Source organism: Actinoplanes subglobosus (genome assembly GCF_042650585.1).
In the GTDB taxonomy this organism is placed as follows: domain Bacteria; phylum Actinomycetota; class Actinomycetes; order Mycobacteriales; family Micromonosporaceae; genus Actinoplanes; species Actinoplanes subglobosus.
This window is the reverse complement of the sequence record NZ_JBHSBL010000024.1, coordinates 548,662-566,637: the sequence shown is the minus strand read 5'-3', so window position 1 is coordinate 566,637 and position 17,976 is coordinate 548,662. Positions and strand designations below refer to the sequence as shown.

19 protein-coding genes are annotated in these 17,976 nt (G+C 70.4%); 4 read left to right on the top strand and 15 right to left on the bottom strand.

All coding sequences use genetic code 11. The annotated features are described in order from the left end of the window. Positions 1-11: 11 nt before the first annotated feature. From ACFO0C_RS36785 to ACFO0C_RS36765, 5 genes are read right to left on the bottom strand one after another with little or no spacing between them, the layout of a single operon-like run. Complete coding sequence (locus ACFO0C_RS36785) at positions 12-1,547, bottom strand: glycoside hydrolase family 13 protein (RefSeq protein WP_378071396.1); 1,536 nt, start codon at positions 1,545-1,547, stop codon at positions 12-14. Then, positions 1,544-2,752, bottom strand: a complete 1,209-nt coding sequence (locus ACFO0C_RS36780; protein ID WP_449191630.1) for an ABC transporter ATP-binding protein — start codon at positions 2,750-2,752, stop codon at positions 1,544-1,546. The genes ACFO0C_RS36785 and ACFO0C_RS36780 overlap by 4 nt, the downstream gene beginning before the upstream one ends. Before the next feature lie 26 nt (positions 2,753-2,778). Then, positions 2,779-3,609 carry a carbohydrate ABC transporter permease gene (locus ACFO0C_RS36775; protein ID WP_449191598.1) on the bottom strand — a complete coding sequence of 277 codons (831 nt, stop codon included), beginning with the start codon at positions 3,607-3,609 and terminating at the stop codon, positions 2,779-2,781. After that, positions 3,606-4,523, bottom strand: a complete 918-nt coding sequence (locus ACFO0C_RS36770) for a carbohydrate ABC transporter permease (RefSeq protein WP_378071394.1) — start codon at positions 4,521-4,523, stop codon at positions 3,606-3,608. Before ACFO0C_RS36770 ends, ACFO0C_RS36775 begins: the two co-directional genes overlap by 4 nt. 8 nt (positions 4,524-4,531) lie before the next feature. Next, positions 4,532-5,836, bottom strand: a complete 1,305-nt coding sequence (locus ACFO0C_RS36765; RefSeq protein WP_378071393.1) for an extracellular solute-binding protein — start codon at positions 5,834-5,836, stop codon at positions 4,532-4,534. A gap of 141 nt (positions 5,837-5,977) precedes the next feature. Here ACFO0C_RS36765 and ACFO0C_RS36760 point away from each other — a divergent pair, with 141 nt between their 5' ends. Then, the gene (locus ACFO0C_RS36760; protein WP_378071392.1) at positions 5,978-6,985 is read left to right on the top strand and encodes a LacI family DNA-binding transcriptional regulator; all 1,008 of its coding nucleotides are present in this window, start codon (positions 5,978-5,980) and stop codon (positions 6,983-6,985) included. An 88-nt stretch (positions 6,986-7,073) separates the two neighbouring features. Here ACFO0C_RS36760 and ACFO0C_RS36755 read toward each other — a convergent pair whose 3' ends face one another. From ACFO0C_RS36755 to ACFO0C_RS36740, 4 genes are all read right to left on the bottom strand, one after another. Further along, entirely contained in the window at positions 7,074-8,777 is a 1,704-nt protein-coding gene (locus ACFO0C_RS36755; RefSeq protein ID WP_378071519.1) for an FAD-binding dehydrogenase, read from the bottom strand. A gap of 86 nt (positions 8,778-8,863) precedes the next feature. Then, complete coding sequence (locus ACFO0C_RS36750; RefSeq protein WP_378071391.1) at positions 8,864-9,265, bottom strand: DUF6114 domain-containing protein; 402 nt, start codon at positions 9,263-9,265, stop codon at positions 8,864-8,866. A gap of 2 nt (positions 9,266-9,267) precedes the next feature. Further along, positions 9,268-9,873 carry a DUF6230 family protein gene (locus tag ACFO0C_RS36745; protein WP_378071390.1) on the bottom strand — a complete coding sequence of 202 codons (606 nt, stop codon included), beginning with the start codon at positions 9,871-9,873 and terminating at the stop codon, positions 9,268-9,270. Positions 9,874-10,028: 155 nt separating this feature from the next. Next, positions 10,029-10,760 (bottom strand): TetR/AcrR family transcriptional regulator, encoded by a 732-nt coding sequence (locus ACFO0C_RS36740; protein ID WP_378071389.1) that lies wholly within the window; start codon positions 10,758-10,760, stop codon positions 10,029-10,031. Between the two features lie 157 nt (positions 10,761-10,917). Between ACFO0C_RS36740 and ACFO0C_RS36735 the strand changes: the two genes are divergently transcribed. Further along, on the top strand, positions 10,918-11,808 hold the full coding sequence (locus ACFO0C_RS36735) for a hypothetical protein (RefSeq protein ID WP_378071388.1): 891 nt from the start codon (positions 10,918-10,920) through the stop codon (positions 11,806-11,808). Positions 11,809-11,824: 16 nt separating this feature from the next. Further along, positions 11,825-12,481 (top strand): Tat pathway signal sequence domain protein, encoded by a 657-nt coding sequence (locus ACFO0C_RS36730; RefSeq protein WP_378071387.1) that lies wholly within the window; start codon positions 11,825-11,827, stop codon positions 12,479-12,481. A gap of 999 nt (positions 12,482-13,480) precedes the next feature. Here ACFO0C_RS36730 and ACFO0C_RS36725 read toward each other — a convergent pair. Beyond that, positions 13,481-13,969, bottom strand: a complete 489-nt coding sequence (locus tag ACFO0C_RS36725; RefSeq protein ID WP_378071386.1) for a hypothetical protein — start codon at positions 13,967-13,969, stop codon at positions 13,481-13,483. 50 nt (positions 13,970-14,019) lie between these two features. Between ACFO0C_RS36725 and ACFO0C_RS36720 the strand changes: the two genes are divergently transcribed. Beyond that, positions 14,020-14,175 (top strand): hypothetical protein, encoded by a 156-nt coding sequence (locus tag ACFO0C_RS36720; RefSeq protein WP_378071385.1) that lies wholly within the window; start codon positions 14,020-14,022, stop codon positions 14,173-14,175. Here the strand turns inward: ACFO0C_RS36720 and infA are convergent. The 5 genes from infA to ACFO0C_RS36695 all read right to left on the bottom strand — a co-directional run bounded on the left by infA (position 14,163) and on the right by ACFO0C_RS36695 (position 17,930). Further along, positions 14,163-14,378: a translation initiation factor IF-1 gene (gene infA / locus ACFO0C_RS36715; protein WP_378071384.1), complete on the bottom strand. Its 216-nt coding sequence runs from the start codon at positions 14,376-14,378 to the stop codon at positions 14,163-14,165. The genes ACFO0C_RS36720 and infA overlap by 13 nt on opposite strands. Further along, on the bottom strand, positions 14,378-15,097 hold the full coding sequence (locus tag ACFO0C_RS36710) for a GNAT family N-acetyltransferase (protein WP_378071383.1): 720 nt from the start codon (positions 15,095-15,097) through the stop codon (positions 14,378-14,380). The genes infA and ACFO0C_RS36710 overlap by 1 nt, the downstream gene beginning before the upstream one ends. Positions 15,098-15,258: 161 nt before the next feature. Further along, positions 15,259-16,455 (bottom strand): cysteine desulfurase-like protein, encoded by a 1,197-nt coding sequence (locus ACFO0C_RS36705; protein WP_378071382.1) that lies wholly within the window; start codon positions 16,453-16,455, stop codon positions 15,259-15,261. Positions 16,456-16,479: 24 nt separating this feature from the next. Further along, the gene (locus ACFO0C_RS36700) at positions 16,480-16,827 is read right to left on the bottom strand and encodes a DUF952 domain-containing protein (protein WP_378071381.1); all 348 of its coding nucleotides are present in this window, start codon (positions 16,825-16,827) and stop codon (positions 16,480-16,482) included. Between the two features lie 107 nt (positions 16,828-16,934). Further along, entirely contained in the window at positions 16,935-17,930 is a 996-nt protein-coding gene (locus ACFO0C_RS36695) for a LacI family DNA-binding transcriptional regulator (protein ID WP_378071380.1), read from the bottom strand. Positions 17,931-17,976: the final 46 nt, after the last annotated feature.

Sequence of the window (17,976 nt, the reverse complement as noted above, 5' to 3'; positions counted from 1 at the left end):
CCGTGTCGCCGTTACCTCCGGTACCAGGCGGCTGTCGCGCCGGGCAGCTCGTCACCGGTCACCCCGGTGTCGCTGGCCAGCAGCAGCGTGGCGGACCGGGCCTCGACCGGCACCGGCGCCGGGTCGTCACCGGCGTTGACCACGCAGAGGAACTCCGTGCCGCGCCGGAACGCCAGCACGTCGCCGGACGTGGCCAGCCACGTCAGGTCGCCGGAGATGTCGGGGCGGCGGGCCAGCGCGGAACGGTAGAGGGTGAGTGTCGACGCCGGGTCGGCGTTCTGCCGGTCCACGGTCAGCGCCGCCCACCCGGCAGGCTGGGGCAGCCAGGTCGCCGGGCCGGGCCCGAAGCCCAGTGACGCCGAGTCGTCCGACCAGGGCATCGGCACCCGGCAGCCGTCCCGTCCGGGCTCGGCGCCGCCGGTGCGCTGGAAGACGGGGTCACGACGTACCTCGTCGGGAAGGTCCTCGACCTCCGGCAGTCCGAGCTCCTCACCCTGATAGAGGTAGGCGCTGCCGGGCAGGGCGAGCATCAGCAGGGCCGCGGCCCGGGCCCGCCGGGTGCCGAGCTCACCGCCGCCGTAGCGGGTGGGGTGCCGGACCACGTCGTGGTTGGACAGCACCCAGGTCGCCGGCGCGCCGACCCGCTCCAGCGCCCGCAGGCTGTCGTCGACCGCCGCCCGCAGCGCCGCCGCCTGCCACGGCGCGGTCAGGAAGGCGAAGTTGAACGCGGTGTGCAACTCGTCGGGACGCAGGTAGAGGGCGAGCCGGTCGGTCGTCTGCACCCAGATCTCGCCGACGAACATCCGGTCGCCGGGGTAGCCGTCCAGGATCCGGCGCCAGTCGCGGTAGACGTCGTGCACCTCGTCGAGGTCCCAGTGCGGGTGGGTGGAGCCCGGCTCGCCGGAGACGTCGGGCATCTGCGGGTCCTTGGCCAGGCCGTGCGCGACGTCGATCCGGAAGCCGTCCACGCCCCGGTCCAGCCAGTAGCGCAGGATGGCGTGGAACTCCTCGCGGACGTCGGTGGCGGTCCAGTCCAGGTCCGGCTGTTCCGGGGCGAACAGGTGCAGGTACCACTGGCCGTCCGGCACCCGTGACCACGCGCGTCCGCCGAAGTTGCTGGTCCAGTTGTTGGGTGGCCGGTCGCCGCCGGGTCCGCGGCCGTCGCGGAACAGGTAGCGGCCACGTGCGGCGGCGCCCGGAGGGGCCACGAGCGCCGCCCGGAACCACGGGTGCTGCGACGACGTGTGGTTGGGTACCAGATCGACGATGACCCGCAGACCCAGGGCGTGCGCATCGCGGATCAGGTCGTCGGCGTCGGCCAGGACCCCGAAGCGCGGGTCGACGTCCCGGTGATCGGCGACGTCGTAGCCGTTGTCGGCCTGCGGTGACGGGTAGAACGGGTTGAGCCAGATCGCGTCGACACCCAGGTCGCGCAGGTACGGCAGACGGGACCGGACGCCACGCAGGTCACCGATGCCGTCGCCGTCGGAGTCCGCGAAACTCCACACGTACACCTGGTAGATGACCGCGTGGCGCCACCAGCTCATCCGGTCCGCTCCTGGAGTCTCTCCCGCTCGAGTTCGGCGAGTTCGGCGGCGGCCCGCTCGTCGCGGGTGAGGTTGGCGCCGGTCCGCGGGTCGAACAGGTGCATCCGGCGGGTGTCGGCCCAGAACTCGCCCTCCTGGTTCTCCCGCATCCGGCTCATCGCGTCGATCTTGACGACGAGCTGGGTGCGCAGCGCCTCACTGTCGAGTTCGGCGGCCAGGTCGGCGAGCTGCCGGGTGACCTCCTCGCCGGCGTCGAACGGGACGTACGCGTACTGCGAGTCCCCGAGCCACTCGGTCACGTCGACCGGGGCCCGGAAGGTCGCGCCGCGCTCGCGTTTGGCCGGGTCGAGCAGGCGGGCGTCCTCGAAGTGGTCCGGCCGCAGCCCGGCGATCAGCAGCTGCCCGTCGGTGACCTTCCCGGCTGCCGTCGCCGGCACGTCGATCTCCAGGAACGGCAGTCTGAGCCGGCCGTCGGCCACGAGCGCGGGCAGGAAGTTCATCGGCGGTGACCCGATGAAGCCGGCGACGAACATGTTGACCGGCTGCTCGTACAGCTCCCGCGGGGAGGCGACCTGCTGGAGGAAGCCGCGGCGCAGAACCGCCACCCGGTCGCCGAGGGTCATCGCCTCGGTCTGGTCGTGGGTGACGTAGACGGTGGTGGTGCCGAGCCGGCGCTGCATCCGGGAGATCTCGGTCCGCATCTGGCCGCGGAGTTTGGCGTCCAGGTTCGACAGCGGTTCGTCGAACAGGAACGCGTCGACCTCGCGGACGATGGCCCGGCCCATCGCCACCCGCTGCCGCTGCCCGCCGGAGAGGTTGGCCGGTTTGCGGTCCAGGTGCTCGTCGAGTTCGAGCATCCCGGCGGCGGCTTTCACCCGGCTGCGTACCTCGTCCTCGGTGATGCTCTTCTTCAGCCGCAGCGGGAAGGCGATGTTCTCGAAGACGGTCAGGTGCGGGTAGAGGGCGTAGTTCTGGAACACCATGGACAGGTTGCGGTCGCGGGGTGCCTTCTCGTTGACCCGGTTCCCGCCGATCACCATGTCGCCGGAGGTGATGTCCTCCAGACCGACGATCATGCGCAACAGGGTCGACTTGCCGCAGCCGGACGGCCCGACCAGGATCATGAACTCGCCGTCGGCGATGTCGAGGCTGACGTCGTTGACGGCCTTGAAGCCGTCGCCGTACTCCTTGACGATGTTGCGCATCTCGATGGCTGCCACGGGAAGTCCTTTCAGCCCTTGACGGCGCCGTTGGTGAGACCGGCCACGATCTTGCGTTGGAAGAGCAGCACGAGGATCACCACGGGGATGGTGACGACCACAGCGGCGGCCGCGATCGGTGCGGTGGGCTGCGAGAACTGCGAGGCGCCCTGGAAGAACGCCAGCGCGGCGGGGACGGGCCGGGCCGACTCGCTGGAGGTGAGGGTGATGCCGAAGACGAAGTCGTTCCAGACGGCGAAGAACGTCAGGATCGCCGCGGTGAACACGCCGGGGGTGGCGAGCGGGACGATCACCCGGCGGAACGCCTGCCACGAGGTGGCCCCGTCGACCTGGGCGGCCTGCTCCATCTCCCACGGGATCTCCCGGAAGAAGGCGGCGAGCACGTAGACCGCCAGCGGCAGCGAGTACGACAGGTAGGGGATGATCAGGCCGAGCCAGGTGTCGTAGAGGCCGAGGGTGCGCCACAGATTGAACAGCGGGGTGGCGATCGCGATGACCGGGAAGACGGTGATCGCCAGCGCCACACCGAGGACCAGACGTTTGCCGGGGAAGTCCAGGCGGGAGATCGCGTACGCCGCGAGGGTCGCCAGGAACACCGAGATGGTGGTGGCGATCAGGGACATGCCGATCGAGTTGCGCAGTGCCGTGGTGAACAGGTCGGAGGCGAAGACGGTCCGGTAGTTCTCCCAGCTCCACACGGTCGGCAGGAAGCTGTTGTTGGTGATGTCGTCGCCCTCCTTGAAGGACAGCGACACGATCCAGAACACCGGCACGATCGCGTAGGCGATGATCAGGATCGCGCCGGCGATCCACAGGCCGCGGGTCATCCGGCTGGTCTTCACCGTCGTTCCCCTCTCTGCTGCGACAGGTCGGTCTTGAAGACCTTCACGAACAACACCGCGATGAGTACGACGAGGATCGCCAGGATGACGCTGACCGCCGAGCCGAGCCCGACCATCACCCGGCTGATGGTCTGCCGATAGGCCAGGAACGACAGCGTCTCGGTGCTCTGCGCGCCGGCGGTCATGATGAACACGCTGTCGAAGATCCGGAAGGCGTCGAGGGTACGGAACAGGAGCGCCACCATGATCGCGGCCTTCATGTTGGGCAGGATCACCCGTTTGACCCTCTGCCAGGCGGTGGCGCCGTCGACCTTGGCCGCCTCCAGGTAGTCGTCGGGGATCTGGGCCAGGCCGGCGAGCAGCAGCAGCGACATGAACGGGGTGGTCTTCCAGATCTCGGCGACGCAGACCGTGGCCAGCGCCGACCAGGTGCCCCCGAACCAGTCGAAGTCGCCGAGCCCGAACAGGTCGTTGACGAACCCGTAGGTGTTGCTGAACGCGTAGGCCCAGGCGTAGGCGGAGACGACCGTGATGATCCCGTACGGCACCAGGATCGCGGTGCGCAGCGCCGTCCGCAGGTAGAGCGCCCGGTGCATGACCATGGCCAGCGCGAACCCCAGCACCAGCTCGGCCGAGACGGTGACCACGGTGATCAGCGACGTGACGCCGAACTGCTGCCAGAACAGGCCGTCGGTGAGGATCATGGCGTAGTTGCCGAGGCCGACGAAGTCGCGGTCGCCGGGGTCGGTCAGGCGGTAGTCGAACATCGACAGCCAGACCGCGTTGAGGATCGGGTAGCCGGTGACCGCGACCATCGCGATGAAGGCGGGCCCGGCCAGCAGCCAGCCGAGGTTGCGTTCGTGCCGGGCGCGGTCGGTCAGCCGGATCCGGCGCGGCGTCTCCACAGTGCTCACGGCCGCTCCTAGATCAGTCTCTTGTTGGACAGGACGTCCTCGAGCAGGTCGTTGGCCTCCTGCGGAGTGGTCTGCGGCGACAGCGAGCCGGGCGGGTGGAACGCGGTCTGGATGGAACCGGTGACGTCGCCGTAGTACGGGCTGACCGGCCGCGGGGTGGCCGCGTCGAGTCCGGTGCGGATCTCGTCGGCCATCGGGAACATCTCGCGGATCCCCGGGTCGTCGAAGACCGAGGCGAGCGCGGCCGGGTTGCCGGCGGTCTTCATGAACTCGGTCTGACTCTGTGCCGAGGCCAGGCAGCGGATGGCCTGCACGGCCAGGTCCTGGCGGCCGCTGAACGCGCTGATCGACAGGCCCAGACCGCCGGACGGTGAGGCGCTCTCGGTGCCGGCGTCGACCCGTGGGTAGGCGGCCCAGCCCACGTCGTCCTTGAAACCGGCCGGCAGCGATCCCTCGGCGATGGCGGAGTCGAAGGCGGCCCACACGTACGGCCAGTTGACCATGAAGCCGCCGTCGGCGGCCTGGAACGCGGCCCGGGAGTCCTCCTCGCCGGCGGTGCTGAAGCCGGCCGGTGCGGCGGGCGAGACCGCGAGGTCGTGCATGATGCGGGCCGCCTGTGCGCCGGCCTCGCTGTTCAGCCCGCCCCTGACCTGGTCGGCGGGCACGTTCTCGGAGCCGGGCTGCAGGATCGAGCCGCCGGCCGACGCGACGAGCGCGTTGACCCAGACCATCAGGCTCTCGTTGCGGCGGCCCTGCGCGGCGACGGTGACACCGGCCCGGCCGGCGCCCTCGATCAGCTGGTCCCAGGTGACCGGCCCGGCCGACGGGTCGATCCCGGCCTCGGCCAGCACCGATTTGCGGTACCAGAGCAGCTGCGTGTTGCCGTAGAGCGGCGCCGACCAGAGCGTGTCGCGGAACGTGGACTGCAGCAACGGGCCGTCGAGCACCCCGGCGGAGAACTCCTCGCGCTCGGCCGGGGTGAACGGGCGCAGGAACCCGGCGTTGGCGAACTCGGCCATGAACGGCGGGTCGACGCTGACGATGTCCAGCGAGCGGTCCTCGGCGGCGAGCCGGCGCAGCAGTTGTTCGCGTCCGCCGGCCGCGTTGTTCGGCAGCCGCTGGATGTTGAAGGCGTAGGCGCCGCCCGACTCGGCCGCGCATCGTGTGGCCACGTCCTGCTGGGCGGCGTCGGCGATGTAGTACGTCAGCGTGGTCGCCCCGCCGTCGCCGCCACCGCAGCCGGCGAGGCCCGAGGCGAGCAGGACGAACACGGAGCCGCAGGCCCAGCGGCGTGGTTTCCGGTCCAGCACCATGCCGTCCCCCTTCGACGATGAAGGCGCGCCTGGAAACGCTTTCAGAGTTCAGCCTCGATGTGACCCACGTCTCATGTCAATGGTCGCTATACGCATACACCGCGTCATCGGAAACGTTTCCAGCGCTGCTACCCTGACGCCGTGCCAGCCGCGAACATGGCCGATGTCGCGCGCCGGGCGGGCGTGTCGATGGCGACCGCCTCCCGGGCGCTGAGCAACCACCCACACGTCGCCCCCGAGACCCGGGCCCGGGTGCTGGCCGCCGCCGAGCAGCTGTCCTACGTCGTCTCGCCCGAGGCCTCCCGGCTGGCCGGAGGCACCACCGGCCGGGTCGCGGTCGTGGTGCCACATCTGGCCCGCTGGTTCTTCGGGGCGCTCCTCGACGGCCTGGAGTCGGTGCTGCGCGACGCCGACCTCGACGTGCTGCTCTACCACGTGGGAGACGCCGCGGACCGGCGCGACTTCTTCCACCGGCTGCCGGCCCGGCGCAAGGTCGACGCGGTCGTGGTCCTCGGCATGCCGGTCCGTGACGACGAGCGGGCCCGCCTGGAGCTGATGGGGGTGCACATCGTCGCGGCCGGCGGCCAGGTGGAGAACTATCCGTATGTGTCCATCGACGACCGGGCCGCCGGGCGGCAGGCCGTCGATCATCTGATCTTTCTCGGTCACCGGCGGATCGGCATGATCGCCACTGTCGACCCGGCGGAGCCCGGCTGGCCGGCCAGCCCCGGCCGGACGCTGGCCTACCATGCGGCGCTCGCCGACGCCGGGCTGCCCGCCGACCCCGGACTGGTGGTGACGGTCGACTGGGGCGGCGCCAACGGGGCCGACGCGATGGCGCGGCTGCTGAGCCTGCGGGAGCCGCCGACCGCGGTCTACGCCCACTCCGACGAGGTCGCCCTCGGGGCGATGCGCACGCTGCGCCGGGCCGGGCTGCGGATCCCCGGGGACATGTCGGTCGTCGGCATCGACGATCACCCGCTGGCCGACATGGCCGACCTCACCACGGTCGCGCAACCGGTGCACGAGCAGGGCGTCCGGGCCGGGCGGATGCTGCGGAAACTGCTGGCCGGCGAGCCCGGCCCGGACGGCGTGACGGTGCCCACCCGCCTGATCGTCCGCGGCTCGACCGGCCCACCGAGAGGCTGACGGACCTTGGTGGCCCGGGCGGCACGTCACGGCTGCCGAACAGCCCGGTGGCAACCGTGACGTGTCGCTGCGAGACCGACTACCGGCGTCAGCCTCCGGTGGCCGCCGCCGCGGCGCGACCGGCGGCCCGGCCCGAGAAGAGGCAGCCGCCGAGGAACGTACCCTCCAAGGATCGGTAACCGTGCACACCGCCTCCGCCGAAGCCCGCCGCCTCGCCCGCCGCGTAGAGGCCGGGGACGGGGTTGCCGGAGGCACCCAGGACCTGGCCCTGCAGGTTGGTCTGCAGACCACCGAGCGTCTTGCGCGTCAGGATGTTGAGGCGGACCGCGACCAGGCCCTCGGAGTCCGATCCGAGGATCTTGTGCGCGGAGGCCGTCCGGCCGAGGACGTCGCCGGGGTAGGACAGCGCGTTGCGGATGCCCTGGACCTGGGCGTCCTTGCTGTACGCGTTGTCGATCTCCCGGTCCCGGGCCTCGATCTGCCGCTTGAGGCTCTCCAGGTTGATCAGGTTCGTACCGGTGATCCGGTTCATGCCGGTGACCAGCTCGGGGAGCGTGGCCGCCTTGACGAAGTCGGTGCCGTACGTCTGGAACTTCTGGATCGGCTCGGGCGTCTGCCACACCCGGCTGAGCAGCAGCCAGATGTTCTTGCCGGTCAGGTCGGGGTTCTGCTCGGAGCCGGAGAGCGCGAACTCCTTGTCGACGATCTTCTGCGTGGTGACGAACCACGAGTAGTCGTAACCGGTCGCCGTGATCGATCCGAGCGTGTGCAGCGTGTCGTACCCGGGCCAGTCCGGCGCCCGGAACCGCTTGCCGGTGGCGTCGAACCACATCGACGACGGGCCGGGCAGGATGCGGATGCCGTGGCCGGGCCAGATCGGGTCCCAGTTGCGCAGGCCCTCGGTGTAGTGCCACATCCGGTCCGGGTTGACGATCCGGCCGCCGGCGTTCGCGGTGATCGCCAGCATCCGGCCGTCGACGTGCGCGGGCACGCCGGTGATCATGTTGCCGGGCGCTTTACCGAGCCGGCCCGGCCAGTTCTGCCGGATCAGGTCGTGGTTGGCGCCGATCCCGCCGGACGCGACGATCACCACCGGCGCCTTCAGTTCGAAATCGCCGATCGTGGTACGCGAACTCGGCTTCCCCCGAGCCGCGGTGCTGGCCTCGAGGACCTTGCCACGGACACCGGTGACAGCCCCGTTGGTGGTGATCAGCTCGTCGACCCGGTGCCGGAACTTGAAGACCACCTTGCCGGCGGCGACCCCGGCCCGCACCTTCTTCTCGAACGGCTCGACGATGGCCGGGCCGGTCCCCCACGTGACGTGGAAACGCGGCACCGAGTTGCCGTGCCCGTCGGCGAGTCCGCCACCCCGCTCGGCCCAGCCGACCATCGGGAACCACTGCATGCCCAGCCCGGCCAGCCAGGACCGCTTCTCCCCGGCGGCGAACTGCACGTAGGCCTGGGCCCACTTGTAGGCCCAGTAGTCCTGCCCGGCCGGGTCGTCGACGCCCCGGTCGAAACCGGCCGTGCCCAGCCAGTCCTGCCAGGCCAGGTCGTAGGTGTCCTTGACGCCCATCAGCCGCTGCTCGTCGGAGTTGACGAAGAACAGCCCGCCGAACGACCAGTGGGCCTGCCCGCCGAGGTTGGCCTCGTTCTCCTGGTCGAGGAGGAGCACCTTGCGCCCGGCGGCGACCAGCTCGGCCGTGGCGACCAGACCGGCCAAGCCGTGACCGACCACGATGGCGTCGGCGTCGGCCGCGGCGGCCGCACCGAACGCGGGCAGCCCGCCCACCTGGGCGATCGCCGCACCGGCCACCACACCACCGGCCACGCCGATCGCCTGACGACGGCTGACCTGGGGAGATCCCGCCTGCTCCACTATTCCTCCGTCGGTTCGTCAGCGATGGCTGGGGTGTCGGCGGCCGGGCTCCCGGCCGTCCAGGCGAAGGCCAGAGCACCGCCGGTGAGGGTGAGGAGCAGGCCGATGATGAATCCGCCCATGTTCGAGGTGATGAACGAGGCGAGGGCACAGACGATGGCGACCAGCGAATAGAAGATGCGCTGGGCCGGGGTGAACCAGAGGAGCAGGCCACACAGGATGATCACGATCGGGATCAGGTATCCGATGAAGTTCTGCATGCCGACACGGAGCACCACACCCAGCGGCGCCCACACGGTGAACATGATCTCCAGGCCGCCGAGCAGGACGAACAGGCCACCCCAGAAGGGCCGCGTGCGCCGCCAGGACCTCACCTCGACGGCCAGGCCGGTCTGCGACATGGTCAGCAGCCGTCCGAGGAGAAGACCATCTTCAGGTTGGGAAGGTAGAACCGGGCCGCCGTGGTGGCGTAGTTGTTCTGCCGCAGGTTGGTCAGGGTGACCTCCTCGGCCTGCTGACCGAAGACGCCCATCGCGCCGGTCTTGCCGGGCACCCGGTTCAGCGTGCTGGCGTCCTGGCCGATGTCGATGGTCTTGAAGTCGGCGTTCGCGCTGATCGCGTCGGAGTCGACGACGAGGGTGTCGGCCTTGACCTTGTTGGTCGCGCTGCCCGCGGTGAGCTTCAGGTACACACCGCCGAGCTCGATGCTCTGGCACAGGCCGTCCAGTTCGGCGTCGCGGACGGCGGAGACGATCACGACCACCTGGCCGCCGGTGTCACCCTCGTTGGGGCTGCCGGGGACCATCTGGTCCAACTCGGCGTACTGCGCGAAGCCGTACCCGTGGAGCTTGGGCGAGGTGACGACGAACGGCATGCCGGAGATCGAGAAGGACGCCGCGAGGACGCCCTGGCCGGTGAGCAGGACCAGGCCGGCGGTGGCGGCCAGGCCACCGACCATGACCGCGGTGAAGCGGCGCCAGCGAGTGCGGCCGAACGGGGTGGAGGACATGCACGCTCCTTATTGCGCCTGGGCACAGGTGATCGCCACCGGTGCCGGCACTGCGGATGCCGCCCGGCGGGATCCCTATCGGGAGACCTCGATGGATTGCCGGGAAGTTACGCCCCAGTAACACGGCCCGTCAAGCCCAGGAACCCGCTTTCCCGTCAGTGAAAAACCTCGTCGGTATCTGACGTGGCGCAGGGGGCGACCACCCGCTCCCCCTCCGCCGGTAACGCGAGCTCGGCCGACGCGGACTCACGGCCCACGAACGGGGCCGTCATGAAGTAGCTGAGCATCGGCAACAGGTCGGGCAACTGCGCCACCCGGCCGGTCGAGACATGGCCGTAGATCGTCGCGTAGACGCCGCCGACCACGGTGTCGACCAGGCCGTCGGGCACCGGCGGGGCCTCGGCGAAGAACCGGGAGAACCGGCCGAGCAGCTCGGTGCGCTTCTCCCGCGCGAGGGTCCCCGCCGCGTCGATCTCCACGATCGCCATCGCCGCGAACGCCGGCACACTGGCCAGCACGTCCAGCAGCACCTTGAGCGCGGCCCGCACCCCGGTACGCCAGTCGGGCGCCAGCGCGTACGCCTCGTCCATCAGCCGCAGCACCACCTGGGTCCCGTGCCGGTAGGTGTCGAGGAACGCGTCCTCCTTGCCGGCGAACAGCGCATAGAACGCCGGCCGGGTCACTCCGGCGGCCGTGCAGATGTCGCTGACCCGCGCGTTGGCGTAGCCCTTCTCGGCGACCGTGTGCACGAGCGCGTCGTAGAGGCGTTCGCGCTGCGTCGCGGCCACCGCCTCGGGAGTCATCGAGCGTGGACCACGTTTGATCGCCCGCGACGGGTCGCGGCCCGCACGTGCGCCCGGAAGGGGGCTGATTACCGGATTCGTCATCGCCATTCCTCAATGTCTTGACATGACATACCGCTGAGGTTTCTCATACCGGGAGACACGGACCTCGATGGTTCCCCCAGTATCACCCGTACTTCAATCCCCCGGAACGCTGCGGAAACGGCCGGGCCACCTCGTCCTCACCAAGGAGGGTGGCGCCATGCGCGCGTCACGGCTCACTTCCGTACTCGCTTCCCTTCTCCTGATCGCCACCGCGACTCCGGCCGCCGCCGCACCAGGCGGCGCCTACGCCGGCCTCGACGAATGCCCACTCACCTCGCCGGTCATGATGGACCCGGCGAACCTGCAGGTCGGATGCGTCCGCTCGGTCACCAACGGCGGCAGCATCGCCATCGGCTCCAACGTCGTCGAGTTCGACAGCCCGATCACCGTCCAGTTCGGCGTCTACTGGCCCGCGGGCGCACCGGTCCGGGAGTTCCCGGACGGCAGCGTCGCCAACGTCTACTCGACGGTCCTGGCGCCGGGCGGAAAGACCCTGGTGGCCCGGCCGCTCGAGGTCACCATTCCCGGCCTCATCAACTTCCTGCCCGGCGTGACGAGCGTCTTCGCGCAGGTCGAGCTGGCCGGGCCGATCACCGAGTTCATCCCGCTCGCCACCGGCGCGAACACCCCGGTCTTCGTGCTGCCGATCAAGCTGAAACTGAAGAACGCCCTGTTCGGCAACCGCTGCTACATCGGCTCGGACGCCAGCCCGATCCGGTTCCTGCCGACCACCGGCACCACCAGCCCGCCCGCGCCGAACGGGCCGGTCACCGGCGACCCCGGAACGCTGAACATCGTCGCCGACCCGAACGGCTACCAGACCCTCGGCGTCGGATTCACCGGCGCCACCCTCGTCGACAACGCGTACGCCGTACCCAAGGCGACCGGCTGCGGTCTCATCCCCGGCAGCCTCGACCCGCTGATCAACCTGTCGTTCGGGCTGCCCTCCGCGGCCGGCCGCAACGCCGTCACGTTCAGCGGCAACGACACCGCCTTCGCCGTCTCCCCCAGCCTCGAAGATCTCAACCAGGCGCTTGCCGCCTCCTAGGAAAGGGTGCACCCCCATGCACAAGTCCCGCATCACCGCCGCCGTGATCGCCGGCGCCACCGCCGCCCTGATGCTCAGCACCCCGGCCCTGGCCGACGACGCCACCGTGCTGACCGCCGACAGCCTGGCCGGCCCGGCCGTCGCCGTCGGTGACACCATCTCGGCCGGCATCGCCACCGGGACGCAGGCGGTCTTCGCGACCGCCCCGGCCGGCGCCAACGGCATGAAGTGCACCGGCTCCAGCTTCAGCGCCGTGGTCAACGACAACCCGGCAGCGCCCGGGTCGGCCACGCTCGGCGCCACCCTGGGCCTGTCCGGCTGCACGGTCACCGGCATCATCGGTGTCCTCGGCGTCAACAGCGTGACCATCAGCAACCAGCCGTACACCACGACGACCGCCAGCGACGGCACCGTCGCGGTGGCCGGCACCGACACCGCGCCGATCTCCGCGACCCTCAACCTGCGGACCCTGCTCGGCTCCGTGACCTGCGTGTTCGTCGCCGACGGCAACGCGATCAGCGGCGTCGCCGACAACACCGACAACTCGATCGCCTTCACCGACCAGAAGTTCAACAAGAGCAGCGGCCCGGCCGCCTGCATCGCGAACGCCTACTTCACCGCCAAGTACACCCCGGTGTCGACCTCGGCCGGCTCCCTGGTGTTCGTGAACTGACGGTTTTCGTGAACTGACAGTTCGTGAACTGACAGTCCGTGAACTGTCAGTCCGTGAACTGACGGTTTTCAGGAACTGACCGACCCCCTCAGAAAGGGCCCGCGGGCGGGGGACGCCCGCGGGCCCGAGGCGCTGACCGGAAATCGACCCTGACTGTGGACAAAGGACGCTGCCCGGCGGACCGGATCCGGGTCGGGGCGGCGACACTGCGGATGGGTCGGCGGGGAGGGGTGCCCCGGCAGCCGCACTCACCATCACCGATGGTGAGACGTCGTGACCTGCCAGGCCATCCTCGTCACCCCGACCGGCGGCAATCGCAACCTGACACGGGGGTTCCACGCCCGCGTGATCAACCCCCGGTGGTGAATACTCAGAGGTCGGGGCGGGCGTTCCCCGGTGGATCTCGCATCCTGTCTGTTCAGGTCGACTCTTCAGGGATCGCCCCCGTGAGAAGGACCGTCTGGAGCACCCGTTGCCGGGCTGGGTGCGCGTGCCGTCCCTGGACAGGGCGTCGAGCGCACCCGTTGCCGGGCCGGGTACACAGGCCGCCCCTCGACAAGACGCCAGACACACCCAACACCGGACCGGGTACACAGGCCGCCCCTCGACAAAACGCCAGACACACCCAACACCGGACCGGGTACACAGGCCGCCCCTCGACAAAACGCCAGACACACCCAACACCGGACCGCGTGCGCAGGCCGTCCCTCGACGGGACGCCAGACACACCCAACACCGGACCGGGTACGCGGGCGGCCCTTCGACCGGGCGTCGGATGTACCCGTCATCGGGTCTGGGTGCGATCACCGCCCCCAGGAGGGCGGTGACGGCGCCCGCATCCGGCTCCGGGTACCCCGGCGTCCGGCTCCGTGTGCCGACCGGACACCCCCACCGAGAAATCGTTCGCGCACCAGAAAATCCTCCTCACCCGACCAGCGACAACCGCGACCGGACCGCCGGTTGCACCGCCCCGCGCGATCAACCCCCGGTGGTGAAGACTCAGAGACGGATCAGCGCCAGGTCCCACTGGCCGTGCTCGTCCTCCCAGGTGGTGACCACCTCGCCGAAGCCGATCGGGTTGCCCTCCGGGGAATGGTCGACGTAGATGTCGCCGGCCTCCTCGATCTCCGAGGTGATCCGTAGCGCGTCCGCGCGGGAGCCGTCGGTCGCCACCCGGATCCGGGCCACCCGCCAGTCGACGCCGGAGAGGTCACGGCCGACCAGGTCACGGCCGACCAGGTCACGGCCGACCATGTCACGGCCGACCAGGTCACGGCCGGCCAGGTCACGGCCCTCGACCAGCGAGTCACCGATCTCGAACAGGGTGCCCGGGCCGTCGACCCGCAGCGGACCCTCGTCGGCGATCGTCAGATGCTCGCTCACCGTGGCACGGGCCCCTCTGAGCAGCTCCGGGTCGAGCCATCCGGCGTCCCGGTCGAGGCCGGACTCGTAGCTGAAGAAGTTGCCCCACGCGTACAGCGCATACATGGCCGCGATCATAGAAGGTAGTCGCCGCCGCAGATGGGTATGAGGAACTCATGCATGACGTGGCAGAGATCAACACCAGCCAGCCCGGGGACTGGACGCCGACACCGGAGCAGGTGCGGCACGCCCGGCGCAACGACGCGTACCCGCCGGCCGGGCGTGTCGCCACACCCGGCCGGCCGGTGGGGTCCGGGCCTCAGTTGCGGTAGCGGAAGGAGATCCGCCCGCGCGTCAGGTCGTACGGGCTCAACTCGACCAGCACCCGGTCGAACGGCAGCACCCGGATCCGGTTCTTGCGCATCTTGCCGCTGATGTGGGCCAGCACCTGGTGCCCGTTCTTCAGCTCGACCCGGAACGTGGCGTTACGCAGGCATTCGAGGACGGTCCCCTCGAGGGAGATCTCGGACGACATCAGCGCAGCACCAGCTCGAGGTTGCTGCTCTCACGCCGCGCGCCGAAGCCCTCGAACAGGGCGAGCGCCGCCGCGTTCGACTGGTTGACCTCCGCGGAGACCGATTCCTGTCCGGCCCGGAAAGCCGCACCGAGGACGTCGGCGAGCAACGCCCGCCCGATGCCCCGGCGGCGATACCCGGCCCGCACCGCGATCAGCCCGATCCGGGGCCGGCGCGGCAGCGGCACCACCCGGACCAGCCCCACGTAGCGGCCGTCGGCGACGGCGACCCGATACCGGGCCGGGTCGTGCACCGGGAACACCTCGGCCGGCATGTTGTGCCAGCCCACCGTCGTCTCGATCTCCTCGCGGATCAGCAGGTCCAGCTCCCGGAGCGGCTCGTCCTCCGCCGACCGGATGCTGACGCCGGGCGACGGGACGGAGGAGGGACCGGCCGGCACGACCAGTTCCCACTCGCGGCGGCGCGGCCCGAAGCCGAACTGCTCCCACTGGGTGATCAGGTCGAGGTCGGCCTCGTCGACGACGGTGTACAGCGGTTTCGGCAGGGTGGGCAGCATCGCACCGGCCAGCCGGTCGAAGACCGCGCCGTGCCACGCGTCGATGCTCAGGAAACTGCGGCCGTCCGGCCGGCGCCACACCTCACCGCGCCCGACGACCTGATCGTCGTCGAGGGCATGCCAGTGCCGCTCGGAGATGCGACTGATTTCAGCAGATTGCATAGGTTCACGCCTTTCGCCGACGTGCTCCCGGCGACACCGACCTCAATCGCCGACCGTGACGGCATGGGGAGCACCCATCGTTACCACGTCCACGATGCTCACCTCCTCATGCAGTGCCACGGCCGACGGCACGCTATCCCCCCGCGCCTCGCCCCGTCCACCTATTTAAAAGCGGCCAGCCCGTCGAGCAGCCGGTCGACCTCCCCGACCGTGTTGTAGGGCGCCAGGCCCACCCGCAACGCCGCGTCCAGCTTCAACGCCACGAACGGCTCGTAGGCGTAGAAGGAACCGGCGGGCGCCAGGACGTCCAGCGATGCGAGATGCGCCTGGATCGCCGAGGCCGCACGGCCCGAAAGATTCATCAACAACGTGGGGGTACGGTCGACGGCTCCCGAATACAGCGTGACAACGTCCCCCAGTCCCCGTAGGCCCGCTTCCACGCGCTGCCGCAGGACCGTCTCGTGCTCGTGCACCGACGCCAGCGAGGACGCGAGCCGCTCCCGCCGGGTCACCCCGTCACCCGGGTCGACGGCGGCCAGGAAGTCGACGGCGGCGGTCGCCCCGGCCAGCGCCTCGTACGGCAGCGTGCCGAACTCGAACCGCTCCGGAACCACATCGGTCGACGGCACCAGCTTGTCCGGCCGGATCGTCTCCAGCAGCTCCGGCGCCGCCGCGAGCACCCCGCAGTGCGGCCCGAGGAACTTGTAGGGCGAGCACACGAACAGGTCCGCCCCGAGCGCCGGCACGTCGACGAGCCGGTGCGCGGCGTAGTGCACACCGTCCACATAGAGCAGCGCACCCACAGCGTGGACGAGGTCGGCGATCCGGCGCAGCGGCGGAACCGTCCCCAGCACGTTGGACGCGGCGGTGACCGCGACGAGCCTGGTCCGTGACGACAGCGCCCGCTCCAACGACTCCAGATCGAGCTCGCCGGTGGTGGTGTCGAAGTCGATCCACCGCACGGTGACACCGGCACGCTCGGCGGCCTGAACCCACGGCCGGACGTTGCTGTCGTGGTCGAGCCGGCTCACCACGACCTCGTCCCCGGCCCGCCACTCCTTGGCCAGGTGCCGGGAGAAGTCGTAGGTGAGCTGGGTGGCGCTGCGCCCGTGCACGATCCCGCCGGCGGGAACCCCGAGCAGATCGGCGTAGGCGCTCCGGAACTCGGCGACCGACCGCTCGGCGTTGAGCTCCGACACGCTGACCGCACCCCGGTTGGACAGCGGCCCGGTCATCGTGGCGACGATCGCCTCCGCGACCGGCCGTGGCGTCTGTGTCCCACCCGGCCCGTCGAAGAACGCGAGACCGGTGTCAAGAGACGGGAAGTGTGCCCGCAGGGCGGCAACGTCGAAGGTCACTCCCCCACCCTCGCACAGCGCGCTCTAAACAGGCAGGATCATGCGCCCCTCGGCGTCCCGCCCGACCGGGATCACCTCGGTCACCGCGGCGACCGGCAGCGCGCCGTAGATGTGCGGGAACTCGTCGGCACCCGGCTCCGGCGCCTCGAACTTGACCGGCACACCGAGACGGTCACCGTCGATGACCAGCACCACCAGGTCATCGACGTCGCTGTAGAAGAGCTCCGCGACGGTACGCAACTGGTGGTCCAGCGAGCAGTGGATGAACCCCTCCTCCTCGAGCGTCACCCCACGGGTCGACGTCGTGTAGGAGCCGGTGGCCAGCGCGGCCTCCCAGGTCGGCCGGTCGGTGATGTGCAGAAGTCGAGTCACCCCAGGACCGTACCGAACCCGGCCGTCCCGACGGTTCCCGTGCCTCACCCTGCAGTCTTCGCGTTCGCGAGCCGTAGCCGCGACACCTCACGAGCAGCCCTGTCGGGTCAGGCGGAGTCGCGGATCACCACGGTGGGCTGGAAGATCACTGAGCGGGGGGAACGGCCCGGGGTGTCGATGTGGGCGATCAGCAGCTGGGCCATCTCGGCTGCCATCTCCTCGACCGGCTGCCGGACCGTGGTCAGCGGGGGCCGGCACTCCAGGGCCGCGCTGCTGTCGTCGAAACCGATGACCGCCACGTCGCCGGGCACCCGACGGCCGCGGTCCTGCAGCGCCCGCAACGCGCCCTCGGCCATCAGATCGCTGGCCACGAACAGGCCGTCGATGTCGGGGTGCTCGTCGAGCAGACGGTGGGCGGCCGTCTCGCCGCCGACCCGGGTGAAGTCGCTGATCTCCGCCGGCACCGACGATCCGGCGGCGGCGCGGAAACCGTCGAGCCGGTCGGCGCCGGCCGGGATGTCGAGCGGGCCGCTGATCGTGGCGAGGCTCCGGCAGCCCCGGGCGAGCAGGTGCGCCGCGGCGAGCCGGGCGCCGAGCCGCTGGTCGACGTCGACATAGCTGACCGGGAGCGGGCCGGCCGGCCGGGACGCCAGCACCGCGGGGATGCCGAGGGCGTGCACCTGGGCCGGCAGTGGGTCGTGCTCGCTGCTGCTGATCAGGAGCACCCCGTCGACGTGGCCCTGCCGCAGGTAGCGGACGACCTGGTGGTGGTCGGTGGTGTCGGTGGGGACGACCACGAGGTGCACGTCGTGGGGGCGCAGCGCCTCGGTCGCGCCGGCGGTGACCCGGCCGAAGTACGGGTCGGTGAAGATCCGGTTGAGGAACGAGTGGTCGTCGGGCCGGTCCGGTTCACTGATCACCAGGGCCACCGAGTTCGACCGGCGGGTGACCAGACTGCGGGCGGCGACATTCGGCACGTACCCCGTCTGCGAGATCGCCCTCTGGACCGCGTCGCGGATGCCCGGCGCGACGGAGGCCGCGTTGTTGATCACCCGGGACACCGTGGCCCGGGAGACGCCGGCCGCGGCGGCCACCTGATCCATCGTGGGATGGTGACCGCCGCGTCCGGATCTCGTGCTCATGACCCCA